Origin of the sequence: Paenibacillus sp. Dod16 (assembly GCF_049893405.1) — a bacterium.
Classification (GTDB): domain Bacteria; phylum Bacillota; class Bacilli; order Paenibacillales; family Paenibacillaceae; genus Paenibacillus_AQ.
On the sequence record NZ_JBNDYG010000024.1, the window covers coordinates 30,842 to 56,358 of the forward strand.

At 38.3% G+C, this 25,517-nt stretch carries 27 protein-coding genes and 1 tRNA gene; 12 read left to right on the forward strand and 16 right to left on the reverse strand.

Annotated features, from left to right (window positions below; translation table 11 throughout):
• Positions 1-100: 100 nt before the first annotated feature.
• Together ACPV3A_RS17710 and ACPV3A_RS17715 are read right to left on the reverse strand one after the other, a co-directional pair.
• Entirely contained in the window at positions 101-616 is a 516-nt protein-coding gene (locus tag ACPV3A_RS17710) for a site-specific integrase (RefSeq protein WP_082834217.1), read from the reverse strand.
• Complete coding sequence (locus ACPV3A_RS17715; protein ID WP_409372509.1) at positions 558-1,031, reverse strand: phage integrase SAM-like domain-containing protein; 474 nt, start codon at positions 1,029-1,031, stop codon at positions 558-560. Before ACPV3A_RS17715 ends, ACPV3A_RS17710 begins: the two co-directional genes overlap by 59 nt.
• A gap of 712 nt (positions 1,032-1,743) precedes the next feature.
• On the opposite strand from ACPV3A_RS17715, the gene ACPV3A_RS17720 reads away from it, so the two are divergent.
• Entirely contained in the window at positions 1,744-2,862 is a 1,119-nt protein-coding gene (locus ACPV3A_RS17720) for a hypothetical protein (protein ID WP_063477358.1), read from the forward strand.
• A gap of 50 nt (positions 2,863-2,912) precedes the next feature.
• On the opposite strand, the gene ACPV3A_RS17725 is transcribed toward ACPV3A_RS17720, so the two are convergent.
• The 5 genes from ACPV3A_RS17725 to ACPV3A_RS17745 all read right to left on the reverse strand — a co-directional run bounded on the left by ACPV3A_RS17725 (position 2,913) and on the right by ACPV3A_RS17745 (position 6,028).
• On the reverse strand, positions 2,913-3,542 hold the full coding sequence (locus tag ACPV3A_RS17725; RefSeq protein WP_063477355.1) for a copper amine oxidase N-terminal domain-containing protein: 630 nt from the start codon (positions 3,540-3,542) through the stop codon (positions 2,913-2,915).
• 484 nt (positions 3,543-4,026) lie between these two features.
• Positions 4,027-4,443, reverse strand: a complete 417-nt coding sequence (locus ACPV3A_RS17730; protein ID WP_063477354.1) for a hypothetical protein — start codon at positions 4,441-4,443, stop codon at positions 4,027-4,029.
• 18 nt (positions 4,444-4,461) lie between these two features.
• Complete coding sequence (locus tag ACPV3A_RS17735; RefSeq protein ID WP_076153587.1) at positions 4,462-4,923, reverse strand: hypothetical protein; 462 nt, start codon at positions 4,921-4,923, stop codon at positions 4,462-4,464.
• Between the two features lie 765 nt (positions 4,924-5,688).
• Positions 5,689-5,925, reverse strand: a complete 237-nt coding sequence (locus ACPV3A_RS17740) for a glutaredoxin family protein (protein WP_063477352.1) — start codon at positions 5,923-5,925, stop codon at positions 5,689-5,691.
• Between the two features lie 31 nt (positions 5,926-5,956).
• Positions 5,957-6,028, reverse strand: a tRNA-Cys gene (locus tag ACPV3A_RS17745).
• Between the two features lie 135 nt (positions 6,029-6,163).
• On the opposite strand from ACPV3A_RS17745, the gene ACPV3A_RS17750 reads away from it, so the two are divergent.
• From ACPV3A_RS17750 to ACPV3A_RS17790, 9 genes are all read left to right on the forward strand, one after another.
• The gene (locus tag ACPV3A_RS17750; protein ID WP_255308650.1) at positions 6,164-7,096 is read left to right on the forward strand and encodes a S8 family peptidase; all 933 of its coding nucleotides are present in this window, start codon (positions 6,164-6,166) and stop codon (positions 7,094-7,096) included.
• A 249-nt stretch (positions 7,097-7,345) separates the two neighbouring features.
• Positions 7,346-7,576 (forward strand): hypothetical protein, encoded by a 231-nt coding sequence (locus ACPV3A_RS17755; RefSeq protein ID WP_063477350.1) that lies wholly within the window; start codon positions 7,346-7,348, stop codon positions 7,574-7,576.
• A gap of 17 nt (positions 7,577-7,593) precedes the next feature.
• On the forward strand, positions 7,594-7,842 hold the full coding sequence (locus tag ACPV3A_RS17760; RefSeq protein WP_063477349.1) for a hypothetical protein: 249 nt from the start codon (positions 7,594-7,596) through the stop codon (positions 7,840-7,842).
• 254 nt (positions 7,843-8,096) lie between these two features.
• Complete coding sequence (locus ACPV3A_RS17765; RefSeq protein WP_063477348.1) at positions 8,097-9,287, forward strand: PD-(D/E)XK nuclease family protein; 1,191 nt, start codon at positions 8,097-8,099, stop codon at positions 9,285-9,287.
• A 278-nt stretch (positions 9,288-9,565) separates the two neighbouring features.
• On the forward strand, positions 9,566-10,894 hold the full coding sequence (locus ACPV3A_RS17770; RefSeq protein ID WP_063477347.1) for a competence protein CoiA family protein: 1,329 nt from the start codon (positions 9,566-9,568) through the stop codon (positions 10,892-10,894).
• 51 nt (positions 10,895-10,945) lie between these two features.
• Positions 10,946-11,860 (forward strand): hypothetical protein, encoded by a 915-nt coding sequence (locus ACPV3A_RS17775; RefSeq protein WP_426200477.1) that lies wholly within the window; start codon positions 10,946-10,948, stop codon positions 11,858-11,860.
• Positions 11,861-11,891: 31 nt separating this feature from the next.
• The gene (locus tag ACPV3A_RS17780; RefSeq protein WP_426200478.1) at positions 11,892-12,950 is read left to right on the forward strand and encodes a hypothetical protein; all 1,059 of its coding nucleotides are present in this window, start codon (positions 11,892-11,894) and stop codon (positions 12,948-12,950) included.
• On the forward strand, positions 12,947-13,861 hold the full coding sequence (locus ACPV3A_RS17785) for a hypothetical protein (RefSeq protein ID WP_063477345.1): 915 nt from the start codon (positions 12,947-12,949) through the stop codon (positions 13,859-13,861). The genes ACPV3A_RS17780 and ACPV3A_RS17785 overlap by 4 nt, the downstream gene beginning before the upstream one ends.
• Positions 13,862-14,124: 263 nt before the next feature.
• The gene (locus ACPV3A_RS17790; RefSeq protein WP_063477344.1) at positions 14,125-14,976 is read left to right on the forward strand and encodes a hypothetical protein; all 852 of its coding nucleotides are present in this window, start codon (positions 14,125-14,127) and stop codon (positions 14,974-14,976) included.
• A gap of 521 nt (positions 14,977-15,497) precedes the next feature.
• On the opposite strand, the gene ACPV3A_RS17795 is transcribed toward ACPV3A_RS17790, so the two are convergent.
• The gene (locus ACPV3A_RS17795) at positions 15,498-16,721 is read right to left on the reverse strand and encodes an S-layer homology domain-containing protein (RefSeq protein WP_063477343.1); all 1,224 of its coding nucleotides are present in this window, start codon (positions 16,719-16,721) and stop codon (positions 15,498-15,500) included.
• 1,331 nt (positions 16,722-18,052) lie between these two features.
• On the opposite strand from ACPV3A_RS17795, the gene ACPV3A_RS17800 reads away from it, so the two are divergent.
• Both ACPV3A_RS17800 and ACPV3A_RS17805 read left to right on the forward strand, forming a co-directional pair.
• A complete protein-coding gene (locus tag ACPV3A_RS17800; protein ID WP_063477341.1) occupies positions 18,053-18,640 on the forward strand; it encodes a hypothetical protein in 588 nt (195 codons plus the stop codon).
• Positions 18,641-18,685: 45 nt separating this feature from the next.
• Positions 18,686-19,036 carry a hypothetical protein gene (locus ACPV3A_RS17805; protein ID WP_063477340.1) on the forward strand — a complete coding sequence of 117 codons (351 nt, stop codon included), beginning with the start codon at positions 18,686-18,688 and terminating at the stop codon, positions 19,034-19,036.
• Between the two features lie 291 nt (positions 19,037-19,327).
• Here ACPV3A_RS17805 and xerS read toward each other — a convergent pair whose 3' ends face one another.
• From xerS to ACPV3A_RS17845, 8 genes are all read right to left on the reverse strand, one after another.
• Positions 19,328-20,398, reverse strand: coding sequence for a tyrosine recombinase XerS (gene xerS / locus ACPV3A_RS17810; protein ID WP_063477339.1), 1,071 nt, complete (start codon positions 20,396-20,398; stop codon positions 19,328-19,330).
• A 557-nt stretch (positions 20,399-20,955) separates the two neighbouring features.
• Positions 20,956-21,144 (reverse strand): hypothetical protein, encoded by a 189-nt coding sequence (locus tag ACPV3A_RS17815; protein WP_063477337.1) that lies wholly within the window; start codon positions 21,142-21,144, stop codon positions 20,956-20,958.
• A 627-nt stretch (positions 21,145-21,771) separates the two neighbouring features.
• A complete protein-coding gene (locus ACPV3A_RS17820; protein WP_063477336.1) occupies positions 21,772-22,149 on the reverse strand; it encodes a hypothetical protein in 378 nt (125 codons plus the stop codon).
• An 81-nt stretch (positions 22,150-22,230) separates the two neighbouring features.
• Positions 22,231-22,770, reverse strand: coding sequence for a hypothetical protein (locus ACPV3A_RS17825; RefSeq protein ID WP_063477335.1), 540 nt, complete (start codon positions 22,768-22,770; stop codon positions 22,231-22,233).
• A gap of 100 nt (positions 22,771-22,870) precedes the next feature.
• Entirely contained in the window at positions 22,871-23,041 is a 171-nt protein-coding gene (locus ACPV3A_RS17830; protein ID WP_156515012.1) for a hypothetical protein, read from the reverse strand.
• Positions 23,042-23,192: 151 nt separating this feature from the next.
• Positions 23,193-23,366, reverse strand: a complete 174-nt coding sequence (locus ACPV3A_RS17835) for a hypothetical protein (protein ID WP_156515011.1) — start codon at positions 23,364-23,366, stop codon at positions 23,193-23,195.
• Between the two features lie 335 nt (positions 23,367-23,701).
• The gene (locus tag ACPV3A_RS17840; RefSeq protein ID WP_063477334.1) at positions 23,702-24,604 is read right to left on the reverse strand and encodes a hypothetical protein; all 903 of its coding nucleotides are present in this window, start codon (positions 24,602-24,604) and stop codon (positions 23,702-23,704) included.
• Between the two features lie 339 nt (positions 24,605-24,943).
• Positions 24,944-25,279, reverse strand: coding sequence for an excalibur calcium-binding domain-containing protein (locus ACPV3A_RS17845; RefSeq protein WP_063477333.1), 336 nt, complete (start codon positions 25,277-25,279; stop codon positions 24,944-24,946).
• Positions 25,280-25,517: the final 238 nt, after the last annotated feature.

Here is a 25,517-nt window from a genome sequence, read left to right on the forward strand (position 1 = left end):
AATGCTTTTATAGGAAGAATATTGAATTAAATGATACATAAACAGATCCGCGGTTCATTAAGAGGAGAAGTCAGTACGTATCAAACTAAGTAAAAAGAGGTTATTCATAACTGTCTAGGAAGTGACCAGAATCTCCAGAAATTTTATTTATGTTTTCCTCGTAATATACAATATATCGTGAAGCTCTCTGAGTATCGGTAGAACCCATCAAAACAACCAAATCATCAAGTTTCATACCTTCCGATATTTTTCTTAAAACGAATGTATCTCTAAACGACCGACTTTTCAAGGAACTGAGATTGAGCTCATTTGCGAGGTCATTTATTTTCTTCTGAATAGTTCTTGATGAACTCTTTTTATTAAAAAGATTTGAATCAGGTTTATCTATAATTTTAATTGATTTCATATATTTAACAATTACATCCATGCTTTTTTTTGGTATATGAATCTTACGAGCTTTAAATCTTACATTATTCCCCTCAAAATTTATAACACATGATCTTACATCGATATCTTTAACAAGTATTTTACCTATTTCAGAAAGACTACATCCAGTATCAGCTAAAATACAAATTATTGCTCGATATAAGTAAACTATCGTTTCGAGAGTTTTTATCTATTTTTGAAAATATACTTAATATATTTGAATTTGATAGAAAAACTGGATCTTCCAAAGATAACGTATTGCTACGTCTAGATAGTCTAATAAGTATAGGGGATAGTTCATTTTCAAAAGCGAAGGTATGAACTGCATTTAGAATATATACATTTTTAATGTTGGTTTTGTGAGTGAACTCTTTAGAGCCTAAAGACTTTCGATACGTTAAAAAACCTTCATACAAATCGTAATTTAATTCATAGAGTAAAAGTGAAGTTTGCTCTGTAATTTGTAGATATTCAAGAAATCTATTAAGGAATGATCTGTATGTCGAAGATGATGGATTTTCTTTGTATTCGTTATCCTTAGCAAGATTTGAAATAAAACTTTTTATTGCTGATTCTATTGAAGCGAATTTTTGTAAATATTGTATCTTTTTTTAAAAATCCTCAAAAGAAATTTTAAGCCCCTTGCAGAGTTCATCATAATTTTCAAATTCATTCAAAATTCATATTCCCTCCATTTAAAAGACCATGAAAAAAAAGAATCTTATGATATTAGCGATTTTTACACTCAAATAAAAGAACACAAGTCCATCATAATGCAATAATTTGTTTTCAAGAAACAAACATCCTCATTAATGAGAACTACAGTTATGAATTCTTATATTCAAACAAACATTCCAAAAAGTGGTTGTGCAAAAATAAACAGATCCATCCTTATATAGAGAAATAAATAAGGAAGGAGTTGAAGTACTGTATGCAAGTAACAGATGTAATTTCACTTATAACGAATGTTGGATTTCCGGTTACTCTTTGTTTTATTTTGATTCGTTATGTCTTACAGACCATAGGAGAAAAGATGGACAAATTAGATAACTCACTTAACGAACTGACTAAAGCCATTCAATCATTTGAAAGTAACAGAGACAAGAATACAGACTTAATTTCATGAATTTTGTTTTGAGGTTGTTATTAGAGCTTTGAATCTCTCTTTTATAAGTACAAGGTGAGGGCAACTGATACCTTGATAAAGAGAAAAGGAGGCAGGAGAGAGTGATGTTGATGACACTCTCGGATAATAAAGTTTTAAAGGAACAAATTACTAGGTATCAAAAATCAAATTAAACTTTGGAGGAATGTTAAATGACTTGTACAACAACTGATTTGCCTGTAATCACACACCCACTGCTTACCACAGCCCCACCCCATATTACCGGTGTAAAATCTGGCTCTACGCGTTTTATGATTTCGGACAATCCTGAAACCATCGGCAAACCGACTGATGCCAACTGGCCAGTGAAGTTTACAAATGGATTTGCTACATTGTGGCACGATTATGTCGCAAATAAGAATACACTAACTTACCGAATCTTTGTTTGGCATCTCAATACTACCGGAAAAACACTAAAATACGGGGTAACGATTGGTAACGGTTCTAACTCGACCTCGACTCCTGGTACAATCCAAATTTCGAACTTGAAACATTCCATTGTAACAACAGGTTCCTACGTATCGCATGGGATTTGTTCAGCTCAAGCGTTGCTTGCTAACACATTGGATAGTGCTTCCCCAGTTGATACAAGTATAACAGCGGGTAATGTTGGTCTTGTAAAAGAATGGCCAGTGGAAAGTGGCAAGCTGATCGGTGGAATAATTGAGTTCACACTTAAAAATACATCCTCTTCGACAGCTCCGATGGCCTTCAGAGTGAGGTCCTCGGTTGCTGATACTACAACTGCAAACCTAAGAACGAACTCAACTCCGGTTATTGATAGGCTGGGCACGCATCCTCGTGGTTCTTGGGATTTTGCCGACATTCAGAGTAATATCAGTTTCCAAACGGGTGCTTTGAACTCTTATCAGTACTACAGCTTTTCTAATGGTACAAATGATAACTTGATGACACAAACCAGCAGTTATGATGGTGGGGTTAATGGGCAAGCATACGGTGACAACAAAGGTCACTATGGTGTTAAGAACAAAGTGAATATTACTTTCAAAAATACATCAACAACAGAAAGTCGTAAAATTAAGGTTTTTGTTACTTCACGAGTAAAACCTTTTGGAGGGGCTATCCAATGGCATAACAATGCTGCTGTTCGTGTCCCCGCACTAAAAGTTGGGACCTCTACTCAAGATATGGTCCAGGTTGTGACATTTACACTAGCACCTAACGCGTCGGCGACCTACGCTCTTACTACATCGACTGCTGGTTCACTCTCTACTCCTGGAGTTATTGCGATTCAGACTCTAGCACCCTAAATGATTAAAAAAGAGAGCCTCTATTTTCGTGATAGAGGCTCTCTTTTTATTTATTTATTATTATAAGTAAGACCTGGGATTACCGTATATTCGTTAACATCAAACAGTTTGGCTTTTTTCATTGATTTAATTTTGCCTTGAGTGATTTCAATGTCCCATTCTTCTCCAAAGAGCTTTTCTTCTTCAATGATTACTCTTACTCTGACCTTAAGCGTTTCCTTGGTTTGCTGAGCATCGACAATCTCATAATCAATAATGGATGGATACATACCGCCGATAGGGATCATGTCAAATCCTTCAACGGAAATTGATTTGATTAACTTATCATCACGAGTATCAAAACCTACGATATAAAGCGCAATAAGGTTTTTGACTTGTGACCAGCTACTGCTTGACATATCAAGGTTTTGATTCCAGACATCTTCCTGTACGTCTGAATTACTACTCTTTATTGAAACTGTTTGATTCTTTTGGTCCCAACTTACATTAGCACCCAGAGCCTTCGAGATGAAGCTTATTGGCACCATTACTCGATTGTTGCTCATCTGCGGGGCAACATCCGATTTAATCTGTTCGCCATTTACGACGATCTTGATTGCTCCCTTTGCAAAGGCCATCCCTACCGCAGCTGTTAAAGCGATGACTATTGCAAATAACGAAATGAATAACTTCTTTTTCATTTAATATCCCTCCACGTTAAATGTCGTACATAATAAAGACGTAAAAAATTGGATATAGTTTCAATTTTATAACCAAAAAAAATTAATTTCAATCAGTTATTGTAAATACTTTTGAAAGCAATTCCTTTTTTGGGTGAACGATGGCGTTACTTAATCTTGAAAAGCAGCAGCAGAGGATACAGGCCGGCAACGCGATTAAAGACAATATCATTGACGCTTTTCATGAGATATTGGATAGGTTTCTTAGTCTCTCGGGCTATCTTCGAGTCTTGTGCGGTCTAATTCTGTGAGATCGAGATTCTCAAGGTTGAATCCAATCCTTTTTATTTAGATCCTCACGGTCGGTAATTTAGATCCATAATGAATGCATTCTCTATATCGATCATGGACCACAGTAAACATAAAATAAACTGTCGCCAGTAGAGTACCGACGACAGTTTAAGCCTAGATAATTTCTTGAGTCTACAATGGTGGGGATTATAGGTTATTCAGAAATTGTCTCAATTTCAACCTCACTATCCCCTACTTGTTGGATATTAAATGTACCTATTTGTTTACCATTAATATCGTATAAAGGAATTGTTCGAACGCTATTCAAAGAAATGCTTTGTTGTTTAGACAATGCTTCTTTAGGGCTTTTGGGCGGTTCGGTTTCCAGGTCTTCTGCACGTATATACCCGTGAGTGCCATCAACACCAATTGCTTGAATTAAATCTGGTGCTGCGTTTGATTCCACGTTTTCTGCAGATCCATACGTCTCGCCTTTCTCGTTTACCGGGAATGTGGGAGTATGTTCTTGAGTGAGTGTACTGGCAATAGCAGAACCAAATTGCAAGCCCCCTAAAGTCACACCAAGAACAAAGGTGACACCAAGTAATACTGTTTTCTTTGTAAACTTCATTACGTTCACCATCCAATCTTAATAATTTCGAATTGCAGGAGTTGTATTTATTGAGAACTCATCGTATCCGTTACCATTATATGCTCTGGTCGAACCATTAGCTGTGTAGTTACCATTTCCACAGTTTCCACCCACAGGAATTCTCATACTCACAGTACCTGAGCCTGATGTTTCATTATAGTACCAATCATTCGAGGCACACAAACTACCATTGTAGTAGAGTTTAGTCTTTGCACCCATATAGCCAGTTGGAACACCGGTACCTGCAGGATTAGCAACATGTGCATAACCTCCAACTTGAGAGTCGCCATTATTATGTTGAATTTCGCCTTGATTTTGATAACGGTAACCGAGGATAGGGCCATATGCTTTCGCAGTGCTAAATGCTTGTGCCGCATATACAACAGACGAAATTGTTCCAATAGCCATACCCACAATGAAAACACACACAACAGTCCTTATTCGCAACTTTTTACTCAAAATTTTGTTCTCCTTCCTCCTGGTTTGCAATTTAGATATTCCAGACAACTTCAAATCGCTCATCCTTTCTGTTTAAATATGTATTTCATAGAATATAATACCATAATTGGAATGTTGAAGGAACCTATATTTTGTAATATGTTACAGTTCAAAGATTCTGAACAATCCAATAGAACGCTTTGCTTCGTGAGCGGCTCTAATACTAGAAGCATTCTAATTTTGAAAAGGTTTTTTATAAGCCAAAAGACGTAGCAGGATTAGTCGTTCGCAGTGACCATGTCCTCCATGGGAGTGCTCTTTATCGCATCTCAATATGGAAGGACAATATACTTGACTCATGGATGATTTGGGATATTTCAAAAAGCATAATGAAAAGTATTAAAATATTTAAGATACTTTTAGCAAAGAATGCACAGATCAGTTCCTTTAGCCATGGTAACAACTATAAAACTCGTGGTTGGATGATACTATAATTCTTTTGAGCAGATATAATTTACTGAAAGAAACTTAACTGTATATATATATAACGTAGAATTATGATGTTGGTTATGGATTAATTTGAAAAAATTTGAATTAATGTGATATCAATAGGTGTAGATTTCCAAATTCTTAATACCAAGAATTTATTTGTTATTAACTCCTTGAATATAAATTTCAAAAAATACAATAGAACGTCGAAAAACTCGTGTATTAGTTGCAACACGAGTAGTTCCTTTTGGTTGGGCTATTCAATGACACAACAATCCACGAAAAGCTCATATGGTATTAGCCGAGAAAGATCCGGGTTAATTTTTCCTCATTAAACCCAAGAACTACTTCCTTATCGGCTCCGTTTTGTATTACCGTATAGGGAACACCTTTGATCTGACTTTTCAATTCCAGATCTGTCATTGAGGAAACATCAACCTCCTCGAATTGAAGTTGATTATTTCTCATCCATTCCTTAATACGCATACAGTAGACACAACCCTGTCGTGTATAAACTGTTACTTTCATCTCCATGAATTTGCACTCCTTTTGGTTTTTTAGAAAAAGGGGACACTCGGATTTGAACCGAGGATGAAGGTTTTGCAGACCTTTGCCTTAACCTCTTGGCGATATCCCCTAACTTGTATAACAAAGAGTGTCTAGTCACCATAATCACAACCTGTATTCAAAAAAATCTGGATGGTTGTTGAATTATTTTCTTCTCTCACTTTAATAGTTAGTAAATTAAAGGCGAGGGAAGGAGAAGATAATGATGGATTTCCACCAATTGGTTAGTTTGTTAAATCATGAGGTTTTGGATAGCAGTGATGAGAAAAACAATGGCCTCGATATGATTCATGTACATCATTTTTGGAACCGTGGAATTTTTGGATCGGGTGTGGTTATTGCAGTCTTGGATACTGGAATTGACATGAGTCATGAAGATCTGAAGGAGAACGTGATAGGAGGACGAAACTTCACCCAGGATTACCAATATGACCCCATGCAATTTCAAGACGAACATGGGCACGGCACTCATGTAGCGGGCATCATTGCTGCGCGTAATGATATGATTGATATTGGTGTGTCTCCAAAGGCTAAACTATTGATTCTTAAGACTTTGGCGAATAACGGGAATGGACTTATCAACAATGTAATCGAAGCTATATATTATGCCATCCTTTGGAGAGGGCCCAACGGTGAAAGAGTTAACATTATAACCATGTCGTTAGGAACTAAAGTGAATAATCCATTGCTACATGATGCTATCCGTTATGCGTTAGCGCATAATATTTCGGTTGTTGCAGCTTCCGGAAATGATGGTGATGGACAAGTTACTCAAAAATATAGATACCCTGGTGCGTATCAGGAAGTCATCCAAGTAGGTGCTGTGAATAGCACAAAAAACTTAGCCAGGTTTTCTAATTCAAATGAACAACTGGATCTTGTAGCCCCAGGGGAACATATTTATTCCACCTATTTGAATAATAGCTATAAGTCTCTAAGTGGCACTTCGATGGCAGCTCCTTTTGTTGCTGGTGCTCTTGCCCTTATTATTGAGGAAAGCAAAATGTTATTTAATAGAGATTTTTCTGAACAAGAGGTATACGCACAATTGATAAAAAGTACAAAGTATCTCTTTGGCCAGCCGGCCATCGAAGGAAATGGCTTACTCAATCTTTCAAGATTCCTAGTAATCGGTTAGATTGCTGAAATTCTATATTTTTCTTTGCTGTTGAGAAAGCTAAGCGTATTTCAATTACTGGGCTGATTAGGATTTAAAAAGATGAAAAAAGAGAAAAGGCTAAAGTCTCTGAATCCCGGAGATTTTAGTCTTTTTTATATACGGACCATCTGTTTCTCTAATATCGACATCATAAGGTATGATGAAGCAAATATAGATCTTACGACAAGATGATGAATGATTGAGGAATATTAAGGGGGAGACAAGGAAATGGTAGCAGGTATTGAAATGGTAAGTTCGATGCTCTGGACCATGGCGGGGTTACTTTTAGTTTTGATCCCCATAAAATTTTATATAGAAAGGGAACAATGGTGTGAATTTTTCGCTGTATACTTTAGCGGCGAGAATGGTGAATTTCGGAAGGTTGCTATAGCCGGAATCAGTGGTGCAATTGTTATTGTTGTTGTCGGTTTGTCATTTCTCTACCAAATAACCAATTGATTAAGGAGGTTTTTTAGATGAACAAAGAAAAGAAAATCAGATCTATTGGGGAAAAGGTAAGTGCACGATATAAATCGTTCTTTAACCAAAAGTTAGAGCGAGTGCATTCTGCTTGGATTCCGTACATTCAAGCAGATGGTGAGATGCTTCCCATATATGATCCAGGTACCATAAGTGGTCAAAAAGAAGCTACCAGCAAGTACAAAGCCCTCAAACTAGCTGAAAAAACTAGGGATGAACTTGTTTCCCGTTCGAGTAAAATATGAGCAGTTTATTCTGATCAGAAATCAGGGAATATATTGTATCCTCACTAAAGAGGTGGGATAATTCAGATTGATGAGAAAAAAGTATTGCGTAGCAAAAGGACATTAAACCTTTGACTTGATTCACGAAAAATGACTGCGGTTGAAGTGCCAAATACAGTGTCTGACAAGTTGATTGTGTGGACGCGTATGGGATAGGGATTCTTTAATCGGATCTGAAGGTAAGAATTGAAATTGAATGGAGTGCAGTGAATTCTATGGCTGAACCAAGCAAACAAAGAGAAGAGGGGAGCGGGATAGACAAATTGTCTATACTTGAAGATTCCCCGCTTTTCAATCTATCTTTATCTTCAAAAGAGCTTTTTCATAGCAACATGATCGTCTGGCTGTTTCAACAATATCCGATCCTGGGAGCTGAAATTTTATCTCATTGGATCGGGGATGATGAATCGAACTATTCGCTCGAAAGAATTACGAGAGAAGAGAAAAACAGAGATATCGTTGCATATTTCCGCAGTGATACAGGAATTGAAAGAACTCTAATTATTGAAAACAAAGTAAAAAGCCATCCCAATCGATCTCAGTTGGAGAGGTATTCGGACAATGCTGCCAAGAATGATTATTTTCTGCTTCTTAGTTTATCCATTCCAAAATATATTAAAGGTGCTTCATTTCAATTGAACAACGGGGTCACTTGGTCGTTCTTAAGTTATGAAGAGCTGGCTAATCAACTAGAAACCCTAGTTGAGAAAATAAAGAAACTCAATTTTTACCATGCGCAAATATTAGGTGACTATGTTCAATTTATTCGGCAGCTACATCACATAAGTTACTTGGCTACTGTCGATATCGTAAATGATACATATAATTGGTATAGCACAAAACATCCACTGGTCTCCCAGCTGCGTAAACTTCGTATTCATGACTTATATTTGAAGCACATCCATGCCTATTTGGCTGATGAATTGGAAGTTACAATGAAGTCAAGAGTCCCTAGCTTACCTCATACCAGTGAGACTGATTGGAAAGTTACCCCGGCTGGCCATTTCTTTACAAATTCAGGATTCACAAAGGGTACGGGACTTTCGGAAATAAAATATGCTGTTGGGTTATTACGCGGAAACGTGATCATAATTGGTGTGCAATTTCAAGGAGATCAATTTAGACTTTTTATTGAATGTGAGTCGGGGGCAAATGAAATTGCAGAAAAGCTTAATGCGGCCGGTGACTGGTTCAGGTTTAATATAGGCGGGATTACTAACAACCTAGAATACCCTTCAAAGGGAACGCTATTTAATAAGTACGGAAACACGTTTCGATATCGTTACGTGAAAATAAACTCCAACACATCTATAAAACAAATAGTAGATACGGCGGTAGAGTACATAGTTCACGCATATAATAATCAATCGGAAATTCAAGTAAAACTGGGATTGGATCCTATGTAATTGAGTTTCTTCGATGAAGAGTATCAAGGTTGCCACGATAAATGAAACCACCTATTTCATACCACATGACATTTGTTCGATTAATTATCCCCCTATGCTTTCGTACAGTAAAAAGGATGGCAACAGCCATCCTTTTTTTGTTTTCCTCATATCGACTGAACCATGTATACATGATTGGAATACCCTGGTGAAAATTATATAATCTATATAAAATTATTGTAGTAGAACAGCTCATAAAGAGTAAATCAGTTGTAGTATCCGGCAGGGAGGTACAGATTATGGATATAGGTTTCTACAATAATGAGGTTATAAATATAAAGTCCCTTCTCCTCAGTACAGAAGATAAGGATAACGCTATTGACAGGTATAGGAAAATTGCAGAAAAAGGGCATATCACCTGCCCTTTTTGTATGGAGAAGTTATACCTGCGAGCTGGTGATGTTCGTGATATCCATCTAGCTCACCGTAGAGGTCGTACATGCCAAATTGCTAAAGCTTATGATACATACCAAGCTCAAGTTACCAGAGAAAATAAGAGACACTCAGTAATTAAAGAAATAATCTACACCGATCTTAAAGGGCAGGAGCGGTTTAAAACCGATTTAAGAGTCAAGTATGGGTATGAAGAAAAAGGCCATGAATCCTGGAAACACTACCCGGATATCTACCTTAACAAGAATGGAAGAGAGTTTGCGATCTGTCTCATTACAAATATTCATGAGATTGGTGATACTAAGATTGTAAATTTAATTAATAAGCGAAATAAATATTTCGTAGATAAAGGGCTTGAGACCATTTGGTTTATAGAGGAGCGGGAACTGGCGTATGATTATGATCACAGAGTATTGTTCTTATGGGAAGCCGAGTATGGCCTTGCGATAAAGACTAAGGAAGACCGCGAGTGGGATAAGCTTGTAAAAGATTTAATCGAGGAATTCCCTAATGTCAGTGTTACGGATCTTTTTGGTTATCGTTCGTACGGTTCATTAGATATTGATGTTAGAAGTTTGTATTATGTCCACTCGGAAGGGAATAACATCACAATATCTACCCATCGAATCATTTTGGATCGAAAAAAGTCACCTTACCGTGCATATGCACTAACAAAGGGATATAAACAGAATATATCATACGCACTAATAGTTGAAGACGAAATCCTCCTCTGCGATCAAGAAATCGAGGAAAAGGCCCGCTTGGAATTTGCGAATGAAGTAGCATTCAGGGTTGACGAACTTATGAATTACACTCTGGATGAATCCGAGTTGATTGTCACAGTTGGAGAGTCAATCGAATATAGAACTGAGGAAACCAGTAAGACGACTGATTTAAAGGAAGACCATGATAGGAGATTTTCTATTGACGAGGATACCTTATCAGAAGTCCTCGTCGTCGATATTGATTTTACTGATTATCTTTTAAAGGTTAAGAGGCGAACCATAACAGTTGCAGAAGCAAGGCAATTGAATCACTATGTAAGATTGAATAAGGGTGAGCTAATTCATTATGGTTTTACCATTCAGGCACTTTCTAAAATTATAGATGAATCGATCGGAAGAATAGATGATCCTGCAATTCGCACTTGGCTTGTTGATATTCAATACTTATAAATTTCACAGGTAGTCGTTTTTACAGAAAAATTATGGGATCATGGAGGATCTATGTACAAGAGAATTCAAAGAGTAACCTTTAATTCAGCAACCTTTGCAGAGCCTATTGAGAACATTCTCTTGAACCAAAATAGACATTTTCTTAAGTCGGTCGAGTATTCGCTGTGGAAAAAATACCTTAGCGTTTTTCCTGAAGCTATGGGAATTGATGATATATATGACTATATTCAATTACACCTTGGTTTCCAGAGTGATGAAGAACCACTTGAATTTGATATCCATCCACAAGTTGTTGTGGAATTATTGGATAGCATTCTGACTTCTAAGATGGAAGAAATGATGCTTGTAACAGACTTAAAGGAGCCTTCAGATATTAAACCACTTATTCCATCAGTTACTTTCAATGAGTATCTTGAATTAGATCAACAGACAGATATTCTTAGCGTTCTCGGAGTTGTTTTCGAAACGCATCTTGAAAGTTACCCAGAACTTGAGAGAAAACCATTATATTTTATTTTATACCGGTTGCGAAATAATCTATTGTACACCTTTGATGATCGAATATTTACTACGGATCATATTGGAAAGACTTTAGATAAACTCAAAAAAAAGTTCGATGCTCTTTTATTAGATTGTGTACTTTATAATCACGGAGGCGTTCTCTCAGTTAAGATTATTCAGAGTATCTATAAAAAGTGTGAAACGCTAATAATCCATTATTTTGCTTCCGAACAGAGAGTGGGGAAGCCTCTGGAAGAGGGACGTAGAATATATGATTATGTGACTGAACTTATTAAAAACTCTAGAGAATTTGAACATTTAACCGCAAGATATATCGAGATATTTGAGAATCTATTTAAAAATGAACTGAGCGAATCTGATTTGAGGGGTTGGATTAGCCTTTATTTGAGCGATTTTTACCACATTGCTTTACAATTTGCCTCCACCTACCTACGAAAAAAATAGCCTTTCAGGACGTTATTTTGAAGCTGTTCGATTGGCAATAGTTGAAGCAATTCTGGAACAAGGCGATCCAGAACTAATCATAAAGACTGAATATGACGCATTACAACCTGAGCAGTTCAAACAACTATTTGACTGGATGTACGAAGAGAACCTGAAAATTGTAAATTATACAGTATGTCTGCATGTAAAGGATCTTAAAGCTGACAGCCGTTTTTCTCGACTAGACTTGAAGGATATAGAATTTATGTCGGATGCACTTTTTGAAGGATGGCAACATGGCCTTCCATTTCAAAAAAATTTTGAAAGGCCGCATCTTGTGAGGAGTTCAGAAGATCAACAGAAAGAATACATCTGGGTACTCGTACATAATATTCTGGCTGGTATCAATGACATTCAGAGCACCTATCAACTAGCAGAGGAAAAACTCACGAGCTGTCTAAGTCTATTGTATTTCTTTTCGGCGCGAGACGATGATCATAACTTTATAATAGAAGATCAATACCTGGCTTATAATCATGATAGAAAGAAAATGCATCATGCATATGCAAGTAAAAAAGGAAATATATCTGCCAAATCCATTGATGAGCTAGATCCTGAATTAGTGGATCTTTTAGTTCGCTTTCATGACACTGAACTGAAGTGGAAGGCCGATATATTACAAGCTGCTAAAAACTTCGAGCATTATTTCCGATCAATGGGTATATCAGAACAGATGAAATATCTTAAGGCTGTAATCACAAGTCTTTTTGGAAACACGCAGGACCAAAGATCGTTAGCAGCAGCTTGTTCTGTTTTCGTTTCGGGAACAAATTATAGAGGTTCTGATGTTACATTTATAGATACGAGAGCTTGGCTATTTGATGACTTCATGGAGTTCTTTATGCTTTGTGAAACCTCGGGAAAGTTTGCATTAAAAGAACGTATTATGGAACGTTTCAAAGTGTTCTGCAAGAATGTTTTTGTGACTACGTTGGTTAATTTTGATATTCTGGATAGCAACGTTCATGCAACGATTAAAGACATAGTGGATTGGCTGTACTTCGTTTATCCTAACCATCGTCCAATCAGGGAAGAGGTGCGTGACCAATGAATACTCATTCACCTACCTACGACATAATTCCCTCTCTTGATGATCTGAATGGAGAACGTTGCTATATTTATCAGTCATCTGGTTCAAAACTATTAGCACACGGAAGCTTTGTTTTCCGACAAGGATCGTCTTTTAGAAAGAATATTGAGCAGTATGCGATGGTGGCTTCAAGTCATCTGCAAAAAGACACAAATGAGTGCCGGCTAGCGCTTAAACAAATCACAAAAGAACTTAAAGACGGAATCTATAAAGTCATTGTATTAACCCAATATGATGATAATAAGTATGCATTACTAGAGATTGAGGGTATCAACTGGGAAAACAAGCGGGGGTACTTAGAAACAAAAGTCCCAATTCCAACATTAAGTATTCAACCAATAACTAAAGATGAATATATAGAAATTTCAAAAACGACTTATGAGTTTGACTGGTCGAAACTAAACGTTCCACCAGGTTGTTCAGGGACTAAACAGTCGGATGCCTTTGAGGATCTTATAAATGAATTAATTCTTCATTCTAAGGATATCGTAAATTATGCTCGGATAGGTACCGGTGTTGATCGTGCAAGAGATGGTCAATTTGAGATAAATATGGCTTCTTGGCTTCCTAAGGTTAACGCATCGACGAGATGGATCCTTCAATGTAAGTACTCGGTAGATAAGAACACGTCCTTGGCTATTGATGAAATATACAGTGAAATGATAAAGGTCCTTATGCATAAACCTGATTATTATTTACTCGTAACAAACCGGAAAATAACAAGTGATTTTCTTGACTGGTTTAACAGTGATCTTATGTTAGAGACGAATTACTTTATTCCATATAAAAAAATACTGATTCAAAGAGAAGAACTAGAAGAGCTACTCGTGCAGCCAGAGTATATACATTTGAGGAAAAAGTTCTTCGGATGAGTTATCGTTTTTGTATCTCGGCAGTTAAAGGCAGCACTAGATACTCTCATTCTACTAAGATTAGAATAGGTGAATATATTTAGAATCTTATAGTGTAGGCTCTTTTTGGTGTCTTATACTCCCCAGTTAAGGTGAACATTATGGATCGGAATTTTCGTAATTTGTGTTCAGTAATCTCTTAAATCTTTCCGATATAAAGAGTAATTGGAGAGGGGGATAAACATATACATACCGAACGTTTGAAGTCCAAGGAAGGATTCTTATTGTTACTACTAAGTGCAATTCTACTAGTAATCAGTGGTTGCTCATCGAAGGAAGATCTTGTAGCCAGCAATATTACCATTAACATTTCGGTAAAAGAAGAGTTCGATGTTGATAATCGACTCAAATTTAGTGGAACTACTAATTTACCGAATGACATGGAGCTTATTTTATCCGTGTCTGGGGAAGAGGGATACTCTTCTCAGACTAAGGTTTATATCACTAATGGTCTATTTGAAAGTGAATGGTTCACCAATAAGGGGGAGGGGCTATCACCTGGCAGCTATAATCTTCGTCTCTCATCCCCCACAGCAAATGTGCAACCCGAATCGGTCCAAGATTTGATTGGAGAACAAGGAGCAAATTTGACTGGTGAGTACGTTGTTTCCAATGACACCTGGGGAAATATGATCGAATATACATATGCATTTCATGCAGGTAGTTTCACAAGTAGTTCAACAGATGAAGATGAAGAGATTTGGGAAACAGTTGATGAATTTTTGGCTTCGGGGCAATACGCTCTCGTAAGGGATTTCATTGATCAGATTCCCAACCCAAGCTATGATCTTCAGATGATGCATCACTTGGCCATGTACCATATTTATGGTCAGGGAGGAGAGACGGAGAAGTCATTTGAGTCTTTGTACAGCATACCGAGCAGCTATAGTGGTCGAAATGAGGACTTGATAGCCTATGAGAAAAGTTTGTACACAGATATCATAGACAGTAAAGACAGTAAAGAAGACAGTGACTTTAATATTTATGGAGAATACCAACCAGTAGAGAGTATGACACCTGAGGAAATACAAGCCGAATTAGAAGCAATCTTGAAAGAATCAATACCCGACAATTAACAAATATACCCAATGATACAATGTTTTGATGATTAGGAACATCAGAAGTTAAAGATCTTTTTGCTTCTGGTAATTCGACATCTCGATCTGATTATCAAGTAAAATGGAGACTAAACCTAAATCGAAGGAACCTACAAAATTAAAGTGGTTGTAAATGATGGTGTGGCCGTCCGAATGGACGGCCTTTTAATATACAGCTGAATAGTCATTAAAGGATAAGGCGGCATTGAAGTAAGGAGGGAAATCGTTGACATTCAAGTAAGAATGATCGTAGTTTTATATCTCGAAACAATTCTTCGTCTTTTCTCTTGGATTTTTCTTCTCAGTCTTGGGCTTCTCCTAAGGACTGAGCTCTTTTTTCAGCAACTTAATCGACCCCACCGAATCATGGGGAGCACTAACAATCTGATCAACTCTTTGTCTACACCCTTAGCTGACTCTCCGACAAGTGCATCTGAAACTCTAACGAAATAAACCCAACATACCGCTAGTTAGGAGCAGTATGCCGGTTCCGACAAGCATTAGGCGTCGTCGCGAGTTCCTCGCAGACTGAGGGGGACGATTTCACTGAACCACCATCCAGCTGCTGGAGTTTGCAGCCTAATTTCCAAATTGCTGTAATTTTGAACAGTTCCTTTTTTGGGGATAATAACGGCAGGAATGTCGGTTAAGCTATTGCGATAAAGGCGGGCAGCTGTATTCAGCACACCTTTATTAAAAAAGGCATCGCGATCAGGACTATCAAATCCATCGACCTGGAATCGTAGAATTGTATTCGGGTTATATCTTTTTGTATCTTTATTGAATACCGTTCCACCTTTGAAATACAGGACGTAACTGTTTTTCTGGTCTTTAACCATCAGGTTCTTGATCGAAGGTCGGTTATTGAACCATTTGAGCGTATTGATCGGCTTGATTAACCCAAGGTTAGGGTCATTCGGATCAGTAAGGTCGATGGCAATAAGTGCGTCGAGCTTGCCTTGATACAGTCCGTCTTTTGACGTGATGGTCATACGTTCTTCTTTCCACATTTCTTCGACCGAGGCCTTTCTAGCATGTCTCAGATCGGCTTCCGTGGTTACCCACATTTCCGGCATCACGGTGAAGATGTTTGTTCCATGCCATGCGATTTCAGCACTGCCGACCGCATACTTATCGACGTGGAGGTCAGTGCCGTTTTTCTTGGAAAGAATTCGTTCGATCACAACGATCGCCTGTGCACGCGTGGTCATCCCTTTCGGAGCGATCTGCCCTATACCGACGCCTTTAATAAGACCGGCTTTCGTAGCGAGATACATCCATTTGTCATCTTCTTTTGTCGTTTCTCCGATCGCACGAGCTACAACGCGGGCCATTTCTTCACGTGTCATGACTTTCGTCCAAGCGGCTTCGTTATCGTTGAAATCGGCGGATGCGTAAAGGCCTGCTTTGCTTGCAGCTTCAACGTACTCCGTGTACCATTTACTGCTTGCTGGCGTGGTCTCAAGTTCCAGGGCCGAGACGACCATCTTCACGAATTCCGCGCGTGTGACACTGGCGTCTGGCTTAAATGTACCGTTCGTGTATCCATCGACATAGCCTTTGGAAACGGCTTTGGTAATGGCGCTAGCGCCCCAGTGGGTCGATTTCACATCGAAAAATTGAGTTGTAGCGGCTTGAGCGTTAGGTGTCTTGATGCACATCATACTCACCATAAGTGCTGATGCCAGTGCGATTCCTGCAATTTTGATGAATTGTTTTTTCATGGTACTCTCTCCTTTTGATTAGGCGCTCTTAATTTGGGAGAACGCTCCTTTATATTTATCGTCATCATGGGCTTAGCAATTTGCTTTTCTATATACTAAAAGGTAAATAACCATACCTTGCCACGCCTTATTCGTTCTCAAATCATTCTTCTACGCGTCCCATGGCTTCGAAACGACGTGATCGTGATATTGAATTCTGTTCTTAGTGGGACAGATACGCGTTAACGTATCGATCAGAAGAATGGGTTATTAAATTTCAGGCACTGAAATCCATAAACTGAGGTAATCATTGTATACGGATCCTGCAGAGGGTTGGAATATCAAAACTGAAGTGAAAGCTTGAAGACCACTTGGGATTTCATCCAAAGTGGTCTTCATTTAGTTTAGAATTCTGTTTTTTACTTTTTTTCGTTTTTATCAGGAACTTGTTTGATAGCGGAACCTTAGATGGAAAGAACGACAAGATTACCGTTACTTTTCAAAAGAAATTCTACACCTTGGACCCCAAAAATCAAATCGTTTGGAATAACCGCACATACTACCCTACCAGAAAACTTGTGACTGGTATCGGTCTAAAACTATTGACCAAAAGCAACGAGCAGGCTGCAGATGATTGGAAGGAGTTTCAAATCATCGAATAGCGATCGGACGTATTCAAGTTACTCTAAAACAATAGAGAATCGCTAGGTAAACGGAGAAGACTAACGAAAGCCCACCTCACGAGGTGGGTTTTCGTTTAGTTTTCGACTGATCAAACAAAATAGTATGTTCGGGTGTTTGGGACGGTTTGGGCTACGAAATTCGGATATTCGATCTTGGGAATTTGAGGCGTATGGTCCTGAACAGTGAGCATCAGATATCCGGATTCGTAGTTGATCAATGAGTAAAGGACACATTCTCGTTAGTGATGTGTCCTTTACTTATGTTATCAGCATCCATAATGAAACAAAATTAAATTGAAACTATTCATATCTTAAATTCGGATTAACTATCCTCTATTAACAGCATTTAAACGATATTTCGATAAATTTTGTGTGAATCCCGGTTATGTTATTACGTTTCAGAGAAGTTCTTGGAAATAGACTACAAACGAAACGTTAGAAAAATCATAACTAAGTTCATAATAGATGCGTTATTTATTGGAGAGGGATGATTACACCGACTAGGTTGATAAAACTTAATACCTCAATCTACTAATATATTACTTGTTTTACAAATATAAACTATTGTGTTAAGGTTGTTTTGTAAACACTTCCAATTGTTAGGGGGTTGTGAGATAGTACGATACATTTACTAAAGTTTCATAAATAACGATTGAGGAGGATTTTTCAATGAAAAAAATGCTTGTAACAATGTTGGTAGTTATATTGACATCTGTAGGTTTACATACTGGTAGTGTCTCTAATGTAGAGGCTGCTGAAAACGATTGGGTAAATGGATTTCCGCCATATTCTGAAATTGTGAATACAGACTCAATTCTAAGTGAACTTACTGAGGAAGAATATCACGAGGCAGTAAGAAATGCTATTCCTATAGAATCATTGATGGTAGAACCCACAGAAACTCAACCAGAAGGAAATATTAAACCTATGGCTAATATGTCTTGGGCTTTTGATAATTTGCAACCACCCGGTCCATCTGGTGGGGCCCACTTCTCAGGTGAATTCACTTCTTCAGCAACTAAATTCAAGATTACTGTTGTTCAGTGGGCTACTAATAGTAACAAAGCCCCCTCTGTGAATTATACACTCGTCAACAGAGATTACTTTGGAACGCCAGCCCTCATCTATGGGAGATTTACACATACGAACGAAACAAAAGAGATATGGAACGTACCTCCTGGTACATACCAAGTAATGGTAACAAATTTGAACGATTTTCCAATTTCAGGGAATGGATATATTGATGCTATCTTTTAAGTATTTCCTCAACAACAAATAACATCTTAGAAGGGGTGAGTGATCATGAATAAGAAGTTTTTAAGAAGAACTATAATCATTGCATCATGTTGTTTTGTATTAATGAGCGCTTTTTTTATAATCAGAGAACTTATAGATAATAAGCAAGTTATAGACTCGACTATTAATGACACCACTCCACCAAAAAAAGCATTACCAGATTGGCAAATTGAATACGACAGAAAAGCTCGAACAGAACCGGTGGAAAGTGTAGCAACTGAACATGGAGAATTTTATTATGCACCTTTTCCAAAACAATTTCCACGAGAGGAAGTTGTTAGAGGAGATATTGGTGAGGAAGTGACCGAAGATACAAAACAGTTGATAATAAGAGGATATTATTACGAAAAAAAATAAAAATAATATCATCGTATACGGATTTCTCCGGTCTAACCTTCAAAGATGAAGGCTAGAAAGTGAAAAGCTTTCCAAGAAGCAAGCGGGACTGACCCTATTGCGTGAACAAAAACACCTTCAAGAGATGTCCATGTTTTTAGAAATGGAGACAACCTTGGAGGTGTTTTTGCGCACCTATATATCAAACTCTGAGGATGCCGATAAAGGATGAAAAAAGGAAGAGGAGCAAGATCAACTCACTTACTGGGTTCTAGACCTTAGGGATTAACTATTCGCTCTAATAACAGAATTTCAACTGTCGGCCTTGTTTACCGAATGACGTCGATCCTCTTGTGCAATATGAGTATAGATCATAGTCGTGTTCATATCGGAATGACCGAGCTGCTCCTTTAACTTGGCAAGATCATTATTCTCCTGATGAAACTTCGTCGCAAATGTATGACGCAGTTTGTGGATCGTCAAAGCAGGCCGGCCGAACGAATCAACGTACCGCTCAAGCATTTTCTGCGCGGCCCGAACGGTCAGGCGGCTAACGGTTCCGCTCGGTCCAGTGGGGAGGGAGAGGAACACGGCCGTCTGGTTGTCACCGACGCGGTAACGGTTTTTTCGTATCGCCACATAGGACTGGAGATCCTGAAGTGCAATATCGCTAATCGTTACGCTGTCCTTTTTATTGCCTTTTCGAGTCACAGAGACTTTTGCTTTCAACCAGTCGATATCGTCAAGATCAAGCGAGAGGGCTTCTGATATGCGGAGTCCGGACCCTAGAATAAGGCTGACCAAAGCCAAATCCCGTTCCTTGTTTTTTATATGGGAGTTAAAGATACGCTTGTTGGGCTCACATACGCCCTGGAAGCCTTCAGCTACAAACACTCGAAAATCAAAAATTTCATCATCTCGCAGAATTTTATCCTCGATACGAGCCGCCTTTTTCTCCACTGTGAGTTTTTCCTTGTCGGCCTCGACCTTAATCATGACATTCCGCTTCAGGTAAGGAAATCCTTGATCATCTTCCGAAATCTGCGACAGGAAATGGAATAACGATTTGAGAGAGGCGAATTTACGTGCAATCGTATCCTTTGAATTTCCATGTTCAATCGAAAGGAAATCAGCGTATCGTTCGACGTCTGCTGCTCGAAGGCTCTCCAGCACATCAAGCGGGAGATCCCCGCGCTCCCCTTGGTAGAAGCCCTCGGAGATGAGCCAATTGAAGAATGAGATATAATCAAGACTGTAATTCAGCAGCGTATTTGGCGACTTCTTGCGCTTGCTGCGCTCTATGTATTCCTGGGCGTACCACGGGAGTTCGATCATTTTGCTGTCGGTTTTTTTGAATAGGCGTTTACGTTCGTCGATGTGCATTGTGACCTCCACAAGTTCAAAGTTAATAACGCATACATTGGTAAATTTCGAATTGCGTAAGGGATTGGCCTCGTAAAGCTAAAGGAAATTGTATAATGAAATTCGCGCCAATTTTTTCAATAAAGAAGATTCTCTCAGTTCGAATGACGTCATCCACATAGCACTCACTTGCATTAACTAGATCCAGAAATCTAAGTCCGTCTCTAAGTAATCCTTTAACGGAAATAGGGACGGTTTTCCATTCGTCATTATCGTTTTTAAATGTTACATGATAGCGATGCTTAGGTTCGTATTGCATATATCCTCCAAAAAAGGTGGCTTATAGGAAAATTGCGTATAAACCGATGACTATGTAATCTTTAACGGCATTAAATAGTGTTATGCTATGCTGCTACTACATATATATTGTACCAAACATAAGTTCCATTTACTATGATTTCGTCTAACTTGAGTTATACGTAATTAAGATTAATTGACAAATACAACTTCCACATCGGAAATTGTTAATTGACAATGTTGCTTTAGAACATTTCGTATAGCTCTTTCACCCTTTTCGGTTAATATCTAATGGTATAAATTATTACCCCAAAGATAATAGCCACAATAATAAAGAGCCCTGCAGCCCCTAGAGTCATTAACATATCGCTTAATAATCCACGTTGTTTTAATCCATTAAGCTTTTCCTTTGCTTTTCTTTCAGACACATCTTGTTGGATTTGATCTAGATTCTCAGGGCCCATAACCATTAGTAATCCCCCTGTGCTTGTTTTTTCTATTTTACCACAATTAATAAAAATAATGATTAATTTGTAAATTTTAATGGTTTTTAAGTGGTTACTTAGATGTCCGGTTGAATTGGAATATCTTAGGGCAAGACCTATATATCAATCGTATAACTTTTCCGGCCAAAAGAGGATTCATGTATCAAGCCATTGAATGTACCATTCATAATGACGACGGGGTTTTGAGTTAAATGACGAACATACAACGACGTGACGAATGGACATGATAGGGTTGACGACGGATGATGACGGGAAGAGAGGTGAGTCATGGATATTAAGCGAACATATTCTCTTGTAGATATAGCCGAGCGATTGGGAAGGCCACGGACAACGCTTGCGGATTGGTCACGTCAATTCCGGGAGTTGTCATAGCCTCTATTACCGCCATTTACAGGGGGAGATTTGTGTCATTCTTCATTCCGCTCACCATGAGGGTTAATTTGTGTTACTACTTCAAACGTTTCATTAATGGTGCCGGCGCTCCACCGCAGCTTCCAGATCCTCGGTACCAGGAGTCGTATAGATCATCGTCCCAGCTGCGCAACGTCCTGGTATATCCAGGGGTAACGTCGCTGCAGCAACGAAATAGGTCTATCCTTCATCAATGTTTTTAAATCCAGCTGCTTTCAGAATATCTAAGTATTCCTGAGTGGCATCCTTTTCTTGAATTTTTTTTGTTTCAGCAAAGACGAATAATGCTTTGGCAACAGAATGGCCATCATAATCATTCTCCATCGCCACGCCAATTTTTTCTGCATTATAGCTAACCTGTCTAAGATCGCCAATAATCAATCCAGCATTCCAATCGGGGATACAAATAAACCATTGGCCAAAAGACGCTTGACCAAAATAAAGAGAAATACCTGATCCCCTTGCACTGATATCTAGCGAATAATGATTACCATACTCTTTATAGTTTTTGATCTTCCCTTGCCAGGTTGTTTTTCCATTTGAACAATTGAACTCCATTCTTCATTCACTCCCGAATTTTATTTGATTTGAATTTATGTCCAGCTGATCGACTCCACCACAGCCGCCACATCCGCTCTTTCATTTTAAAGTCTCACGGCCACTCTTGTTATTGCCAGGCTCCATGATACAGCGGACTAAAGGATACTTTTTACGTTTCCATGCCTCTATCTTGTAGAAAGTAGCCCCAATACTTGTACATTTATAAGCCAACCATTGCAACGGATTTGCCCGTCGAATCTCTATTGAAATATTCATATTTTTTGCCAGTTCATGAAGCCGTTCTTCCTTGTAATGATCAGTATAAAATAATACACTAACCCCCTTTTTCAAAGCTAGTCGTCGAATTTTTGCCGCTCTTATGGCAATCATATTCCAATCCGTGAGGGATCCAATATGAAATTCAAACGTATTAAACAACCGATTGTACCATATACCGTGTCCGTATCTTTTGTTGGAAATGGTTACTTCGACAATAGGATAAATAATAGCAGCTATTAAAAAAAAAAGAGAAATTGATGTACCGAGAATATTAGCTCGAAAAGCAAAAAAACTCCCGATAATAGCCATAGTGAATGATAATGAAAATACAAACTCGGTTATCTGCAATCTTATTTTCAATTGCGTTCTTCTCCCTCGGTGATTTGTTTAGTGTTTTAATTTCTCCAACAAGCACACAGGTCGCGGCCGACAGCTGGCCAAAATAAACCTTCCTCTCATATTACTTATTCATTTTTCTTTTCACCTCATACAACTCTCCAGACAAATAGGCTATTAACCCTGCTGAAACGTACAAGGCAATCCAATCGCCGTCTGCTCCAATAATTTTCGGAAGAAATTCAGAAGCACCTATAATAAGAAAGACAACGAATAGCATAATGACAATTTTCAAAATGAACAACTCCTTTTAAGAGGGATAAGAATATATTTCCCGGTGTAACGCTACAGTAGAATTCTCAGCCGATGAATTCGGCTCGCTTCTTCCATTATATCTCATCTTATCATCTCCTACATAGAAGACGGCGAATGACGCATGGTCAATTTCACCGATAAAAGGAAAAACGGACTATACAAGCCAAATTCAGTCCGTTTCTTCTGCTATCCCCGTTCAAGTTCAAGCTGCTGTTCAACAGCTGAAGGACGGTCATTTCGCCGAGATCGATGTTGATGAACTCGATCAACGGAACCTCATTTGTTGTCATATTGGACTTGAGCATGAGCTTGGATTCCAGTCGACCGTGACTTGCCCTGGGCCTGTGTGTGGAGAAGAAGTTCTCATATACCGGTGTTCAGGTTGTACTCCATGCTCGCGGATTGTAACGTCCGATCGACCAGCCTTCAGTTTCCTTGAACGTCGAGGGTCCATATCGGTGGACGGCAGCACCGTTACCGGAGAGCTAATCGTAGTGTTCACAGCTGGCCCAATCCCCAATCAGCGCATTATTGAAACTCTCTTCTTCTCTGCCTGTCCTAAGCGTGAAAAGGGCTGTTTCCGAACGAATAAATTAAAAATAAAAAAAGGAGCAAATGTCAACGCATTGCTCCCTCTCATCTATTTTCTATCGTTGTCCTTGTTAATTAAAGGACTTTTGTCCCGCTCTTCAATCTTTCCCGGATCAAAGATTTCTTCTTGGTTTAACATGTGTGGTGGGAATTTTTCATCTGTCATGTGTACCGGTGTAATTTTTGACGTAGAATTATCCTTGAGGAAGACGTTCCCAGTATCGTCTTTTCCAAATGTGTAAGACCATTTAGTCAGTGGTTTATTTTCTCCAACGGTAAATTCTTCAACTGTTCTTCCTTCTACCCTTAATGCTGATCCGACTATAAAAGAAACATTCATCACAGAAGAAATACCTTCAATTTGGTAAACAGTTGGTCCAAGTTCTTTCAGTCTACCAATTATTTCACGCTCAACCACATCAGTGGCAGTTCGAACGTTATAACCCTTATCCAGTGCATTCTTAAATATCTTCGATAACGGAGTCAACGTTTCCTTAAACTTTGACTGGTTCGTAATTATAACTCCGCTTCCTATTACTTCATTTTCAAAACATAAGTCCGGAACAAGATTATAAACACGCTTTGTTCCATCTGATAATGCATCGATACGGAACATTTTATTTGTCCCACTAGCAACATCTAAATAAACTCCTATAATGGCCGATTGAACATTATGTGGCTGTCGATCAAAAAAATCAATAATAGACTGATACAACACTCCATGAGGATCATCAACGTTTTGAAGCGTAATCTGATTTATTTTGGGCTCAAGTATGTTTTTTAAATTGCCTAGGGTGAAAACCGCCCCAGCCATATAAAGAGCTAGACTGTTATCTACAAAGACAAACTTCTGAGCAATATCAAACTGTTCACCAGTATTCGTTTTTGTTAAACGAAAATCACCAATTACACAGCCATAATTCCCGACCTTAACACCTGCAATTAGAGTCATGACTCTTTTACCCCTTTATATTTTTTGAAATGATTTTACATGAAGTGCTTACTCAGGCGGCTAATCTGTCTGAATTCCATCCAATTCCTTATAAACTCTACGCCATTCTTTTTTCAGTCAATCAGGAGGCAAACCAATTAGTTGCGCTATGGATTCAAGAGAACATCATTCATGTCTTTTTCGATTTTCTCAAATTACCTTATGTCAGTTAAGGTCATACCCATCATGTAGGCTACTTCCTTCTGTGTGTACTTCTGTACCCTTCTTGCTTTAACGATCTGTTCATGTAAGTATCTTTTAGCCATCACTAATGCTCACTCCTTTGTTTAGCTGACGGGTTTACTCACATGCTACACCATCCCCATCACGATCTAATGCGTATCTGTAGCCAGCTTCGTTTTTATATAAAGGAGCAACATTCGCAACCCTTGCTTCAGAGCAGTTGTTGTAATAAACATGATCAGAGTCTTTCTGGTTATTTATCCCCGCAGCCATTATAAACAGCCAAGGTATTAAAGCAGAAATTCCCCATAAATATGTCCTTGTTTTAAACTTTGAAACTCTCTTCATGTCTTCTGCATTAAGCCACTTAAACCCACTAATTATGAACATTAACATATTCAGAGTTATTATAGCTGATATCGCATACTCAAGAACAGAAAGTTCTTCGTTCAAGTATAGAGCCTCCTAAAAATATTGATTTTCAAAACGCCCTCATTATTAACGGAAGCAAACGTTCTTACCTAGAGGTTAATTATGTTGAAAATGTTAAATGGAAATGGGTTGTATAGAGTTCAAGATTTATTATGACTGATCGTGAGGCGACCGATCTTGGACTCACTTGGTTGGATGGTGGGTTGTTTTAGATGACAGGCACGACGTAAGGAATACTCAAATTCAAGGTGTGCCCGCT

Bases quoted from the DNA above. Each gene is read 5' to 3' on its own strand.
- ACPV3A_RS17720 (WP_063477358.1), top strand. From the start codon at position 1,744: ATGACTTGTACAACAACTGATTTGCCTGTAATCACACACCCACTGCTT.
- ACPV3A_RS17725 (WP_063477355.1), bottom strand. From the start codon at position 3,542: ATGAAAAAGAAGTTATTCATTTCGTTATTTGCAATAGTCATCGCTTTA.
- ACPV3A_RS17730 (WP_063477354.1), bottom strand. From the start codon at position 4,443: ATGAAGTTTACAAAGAAAACAGTATTACTTGGTGTCACCTTTGTTCTT.
- ACPV3A_RS17740 (WP_063477352.1), bottom strand. From the start codon at position 5,925: ATGGAGATGAAAGTAACAGTTTATACACGACAGGGTTGTGTCTACTGT.
- ACPV3A_RS17750 (WP_255308650.1), top strand. From the start codon at position 6,164: ATGGATTTCCACCAATTGGTTAGTTTGTTAAATCATGAGGTTTTGGAT.
- ACPV3A_RS17755 (WP_063477350.1), top strand. From the start codon at position 7,346: ATGGTAGCAGGTATTGAAATGGTAAGTTCGATGCTCTGGACCATGGCG.
- ACPV3A_RS17760 (WP_063477349.1), top strand. From the start codon at position 7,594: ATGAACAAAGAAAAGAAAATCAGATCTATTGGGGAAAAGGTAAGTGCA.
- ACPV3A_RS17765 (WP_063477348.1), top strand. From the start codon at position 8,097: ATGGCTGAACCAAGCAAACAAAGAGAAGAGGGGAGCGGGATAGACAAA.
- ACPV3A_RS17770 (WP_063477347.1), top strand. From the start codon at position 9,566: ATGGATATAGGTTTCTACAATAATGAGGTTATAAATATAAAGTCCCTT.
- ACPV3A_RS17775 (WP_426200477.1), top strand. From the start codon at position 10,946: ATGTACAAGAGAATTCAAAGAGTAACCTTTAATTCAGCAACCTTTGCA.
- ACPV3A_RS17785 (WP_063477345.1), top strand. From the start codon at position 12,947: ATGAATACTCATTCACCTACCTACGACATAATTCCCTCTCTTGATGAT.
- ACPV3A_RS17795 (WP_063477343.1), bottom strand. From the start codon at position 16,721: ATGAAAAAACAATTCATCAAAATTGCAGGAATCGCACTGGCATCAGCA.
- ACPV3A_RS17800 (WP_063477341.1), top strand. From the start codon at position 18,053: ATGAAAAAAATGCTTGTAACAATGTTGGTAGTTATATTGACATCTGTA.
- ACPV3A_RS17805 (WP_063477340.1), top strand. From the start codon at position 18,686: ATGAATAAGAAGTTTTTAAGAAGAACTATAATCATTGCATCATGTTGT.
- xerS (WP_063477339.1), bottom strand. From the start codon at position 20,398: ATGCACATCGACGAACGTAAACGCCTATTCAAAAAAACCGACAGCAAA.
- ACPV3A_RS17815 (WP_063477337.1), bottom strand. From the start codon at position 21,144: ATGGTTATGGGCCCTGAGAATCTAGATCAAATCCAACAAGATGTGTCT.
- ACPV3A_RS17820 (WP_063477336.1), bottom strand. From the start codon at position 22,149: ATGGAGTTCAATTGTTCAAATGGAAAAACAACCTGGCAAGGGAAGATC.
- ACPV3A_RS17835 (WP_156515011.1), bottom strand. From the start codon at position 23,366: ATGCTCAAGTCCAATATGACAACAAATGAGGTTCCGTTGATCGAGTTC.
- ACPV3A_RS17840 (WP_063477334.1), bottom strand. From the start codon at position 24,604: ATGACTCTAATTGCAGGTGTTAAGGTCGGGAATTATGGCTGTGTAATT.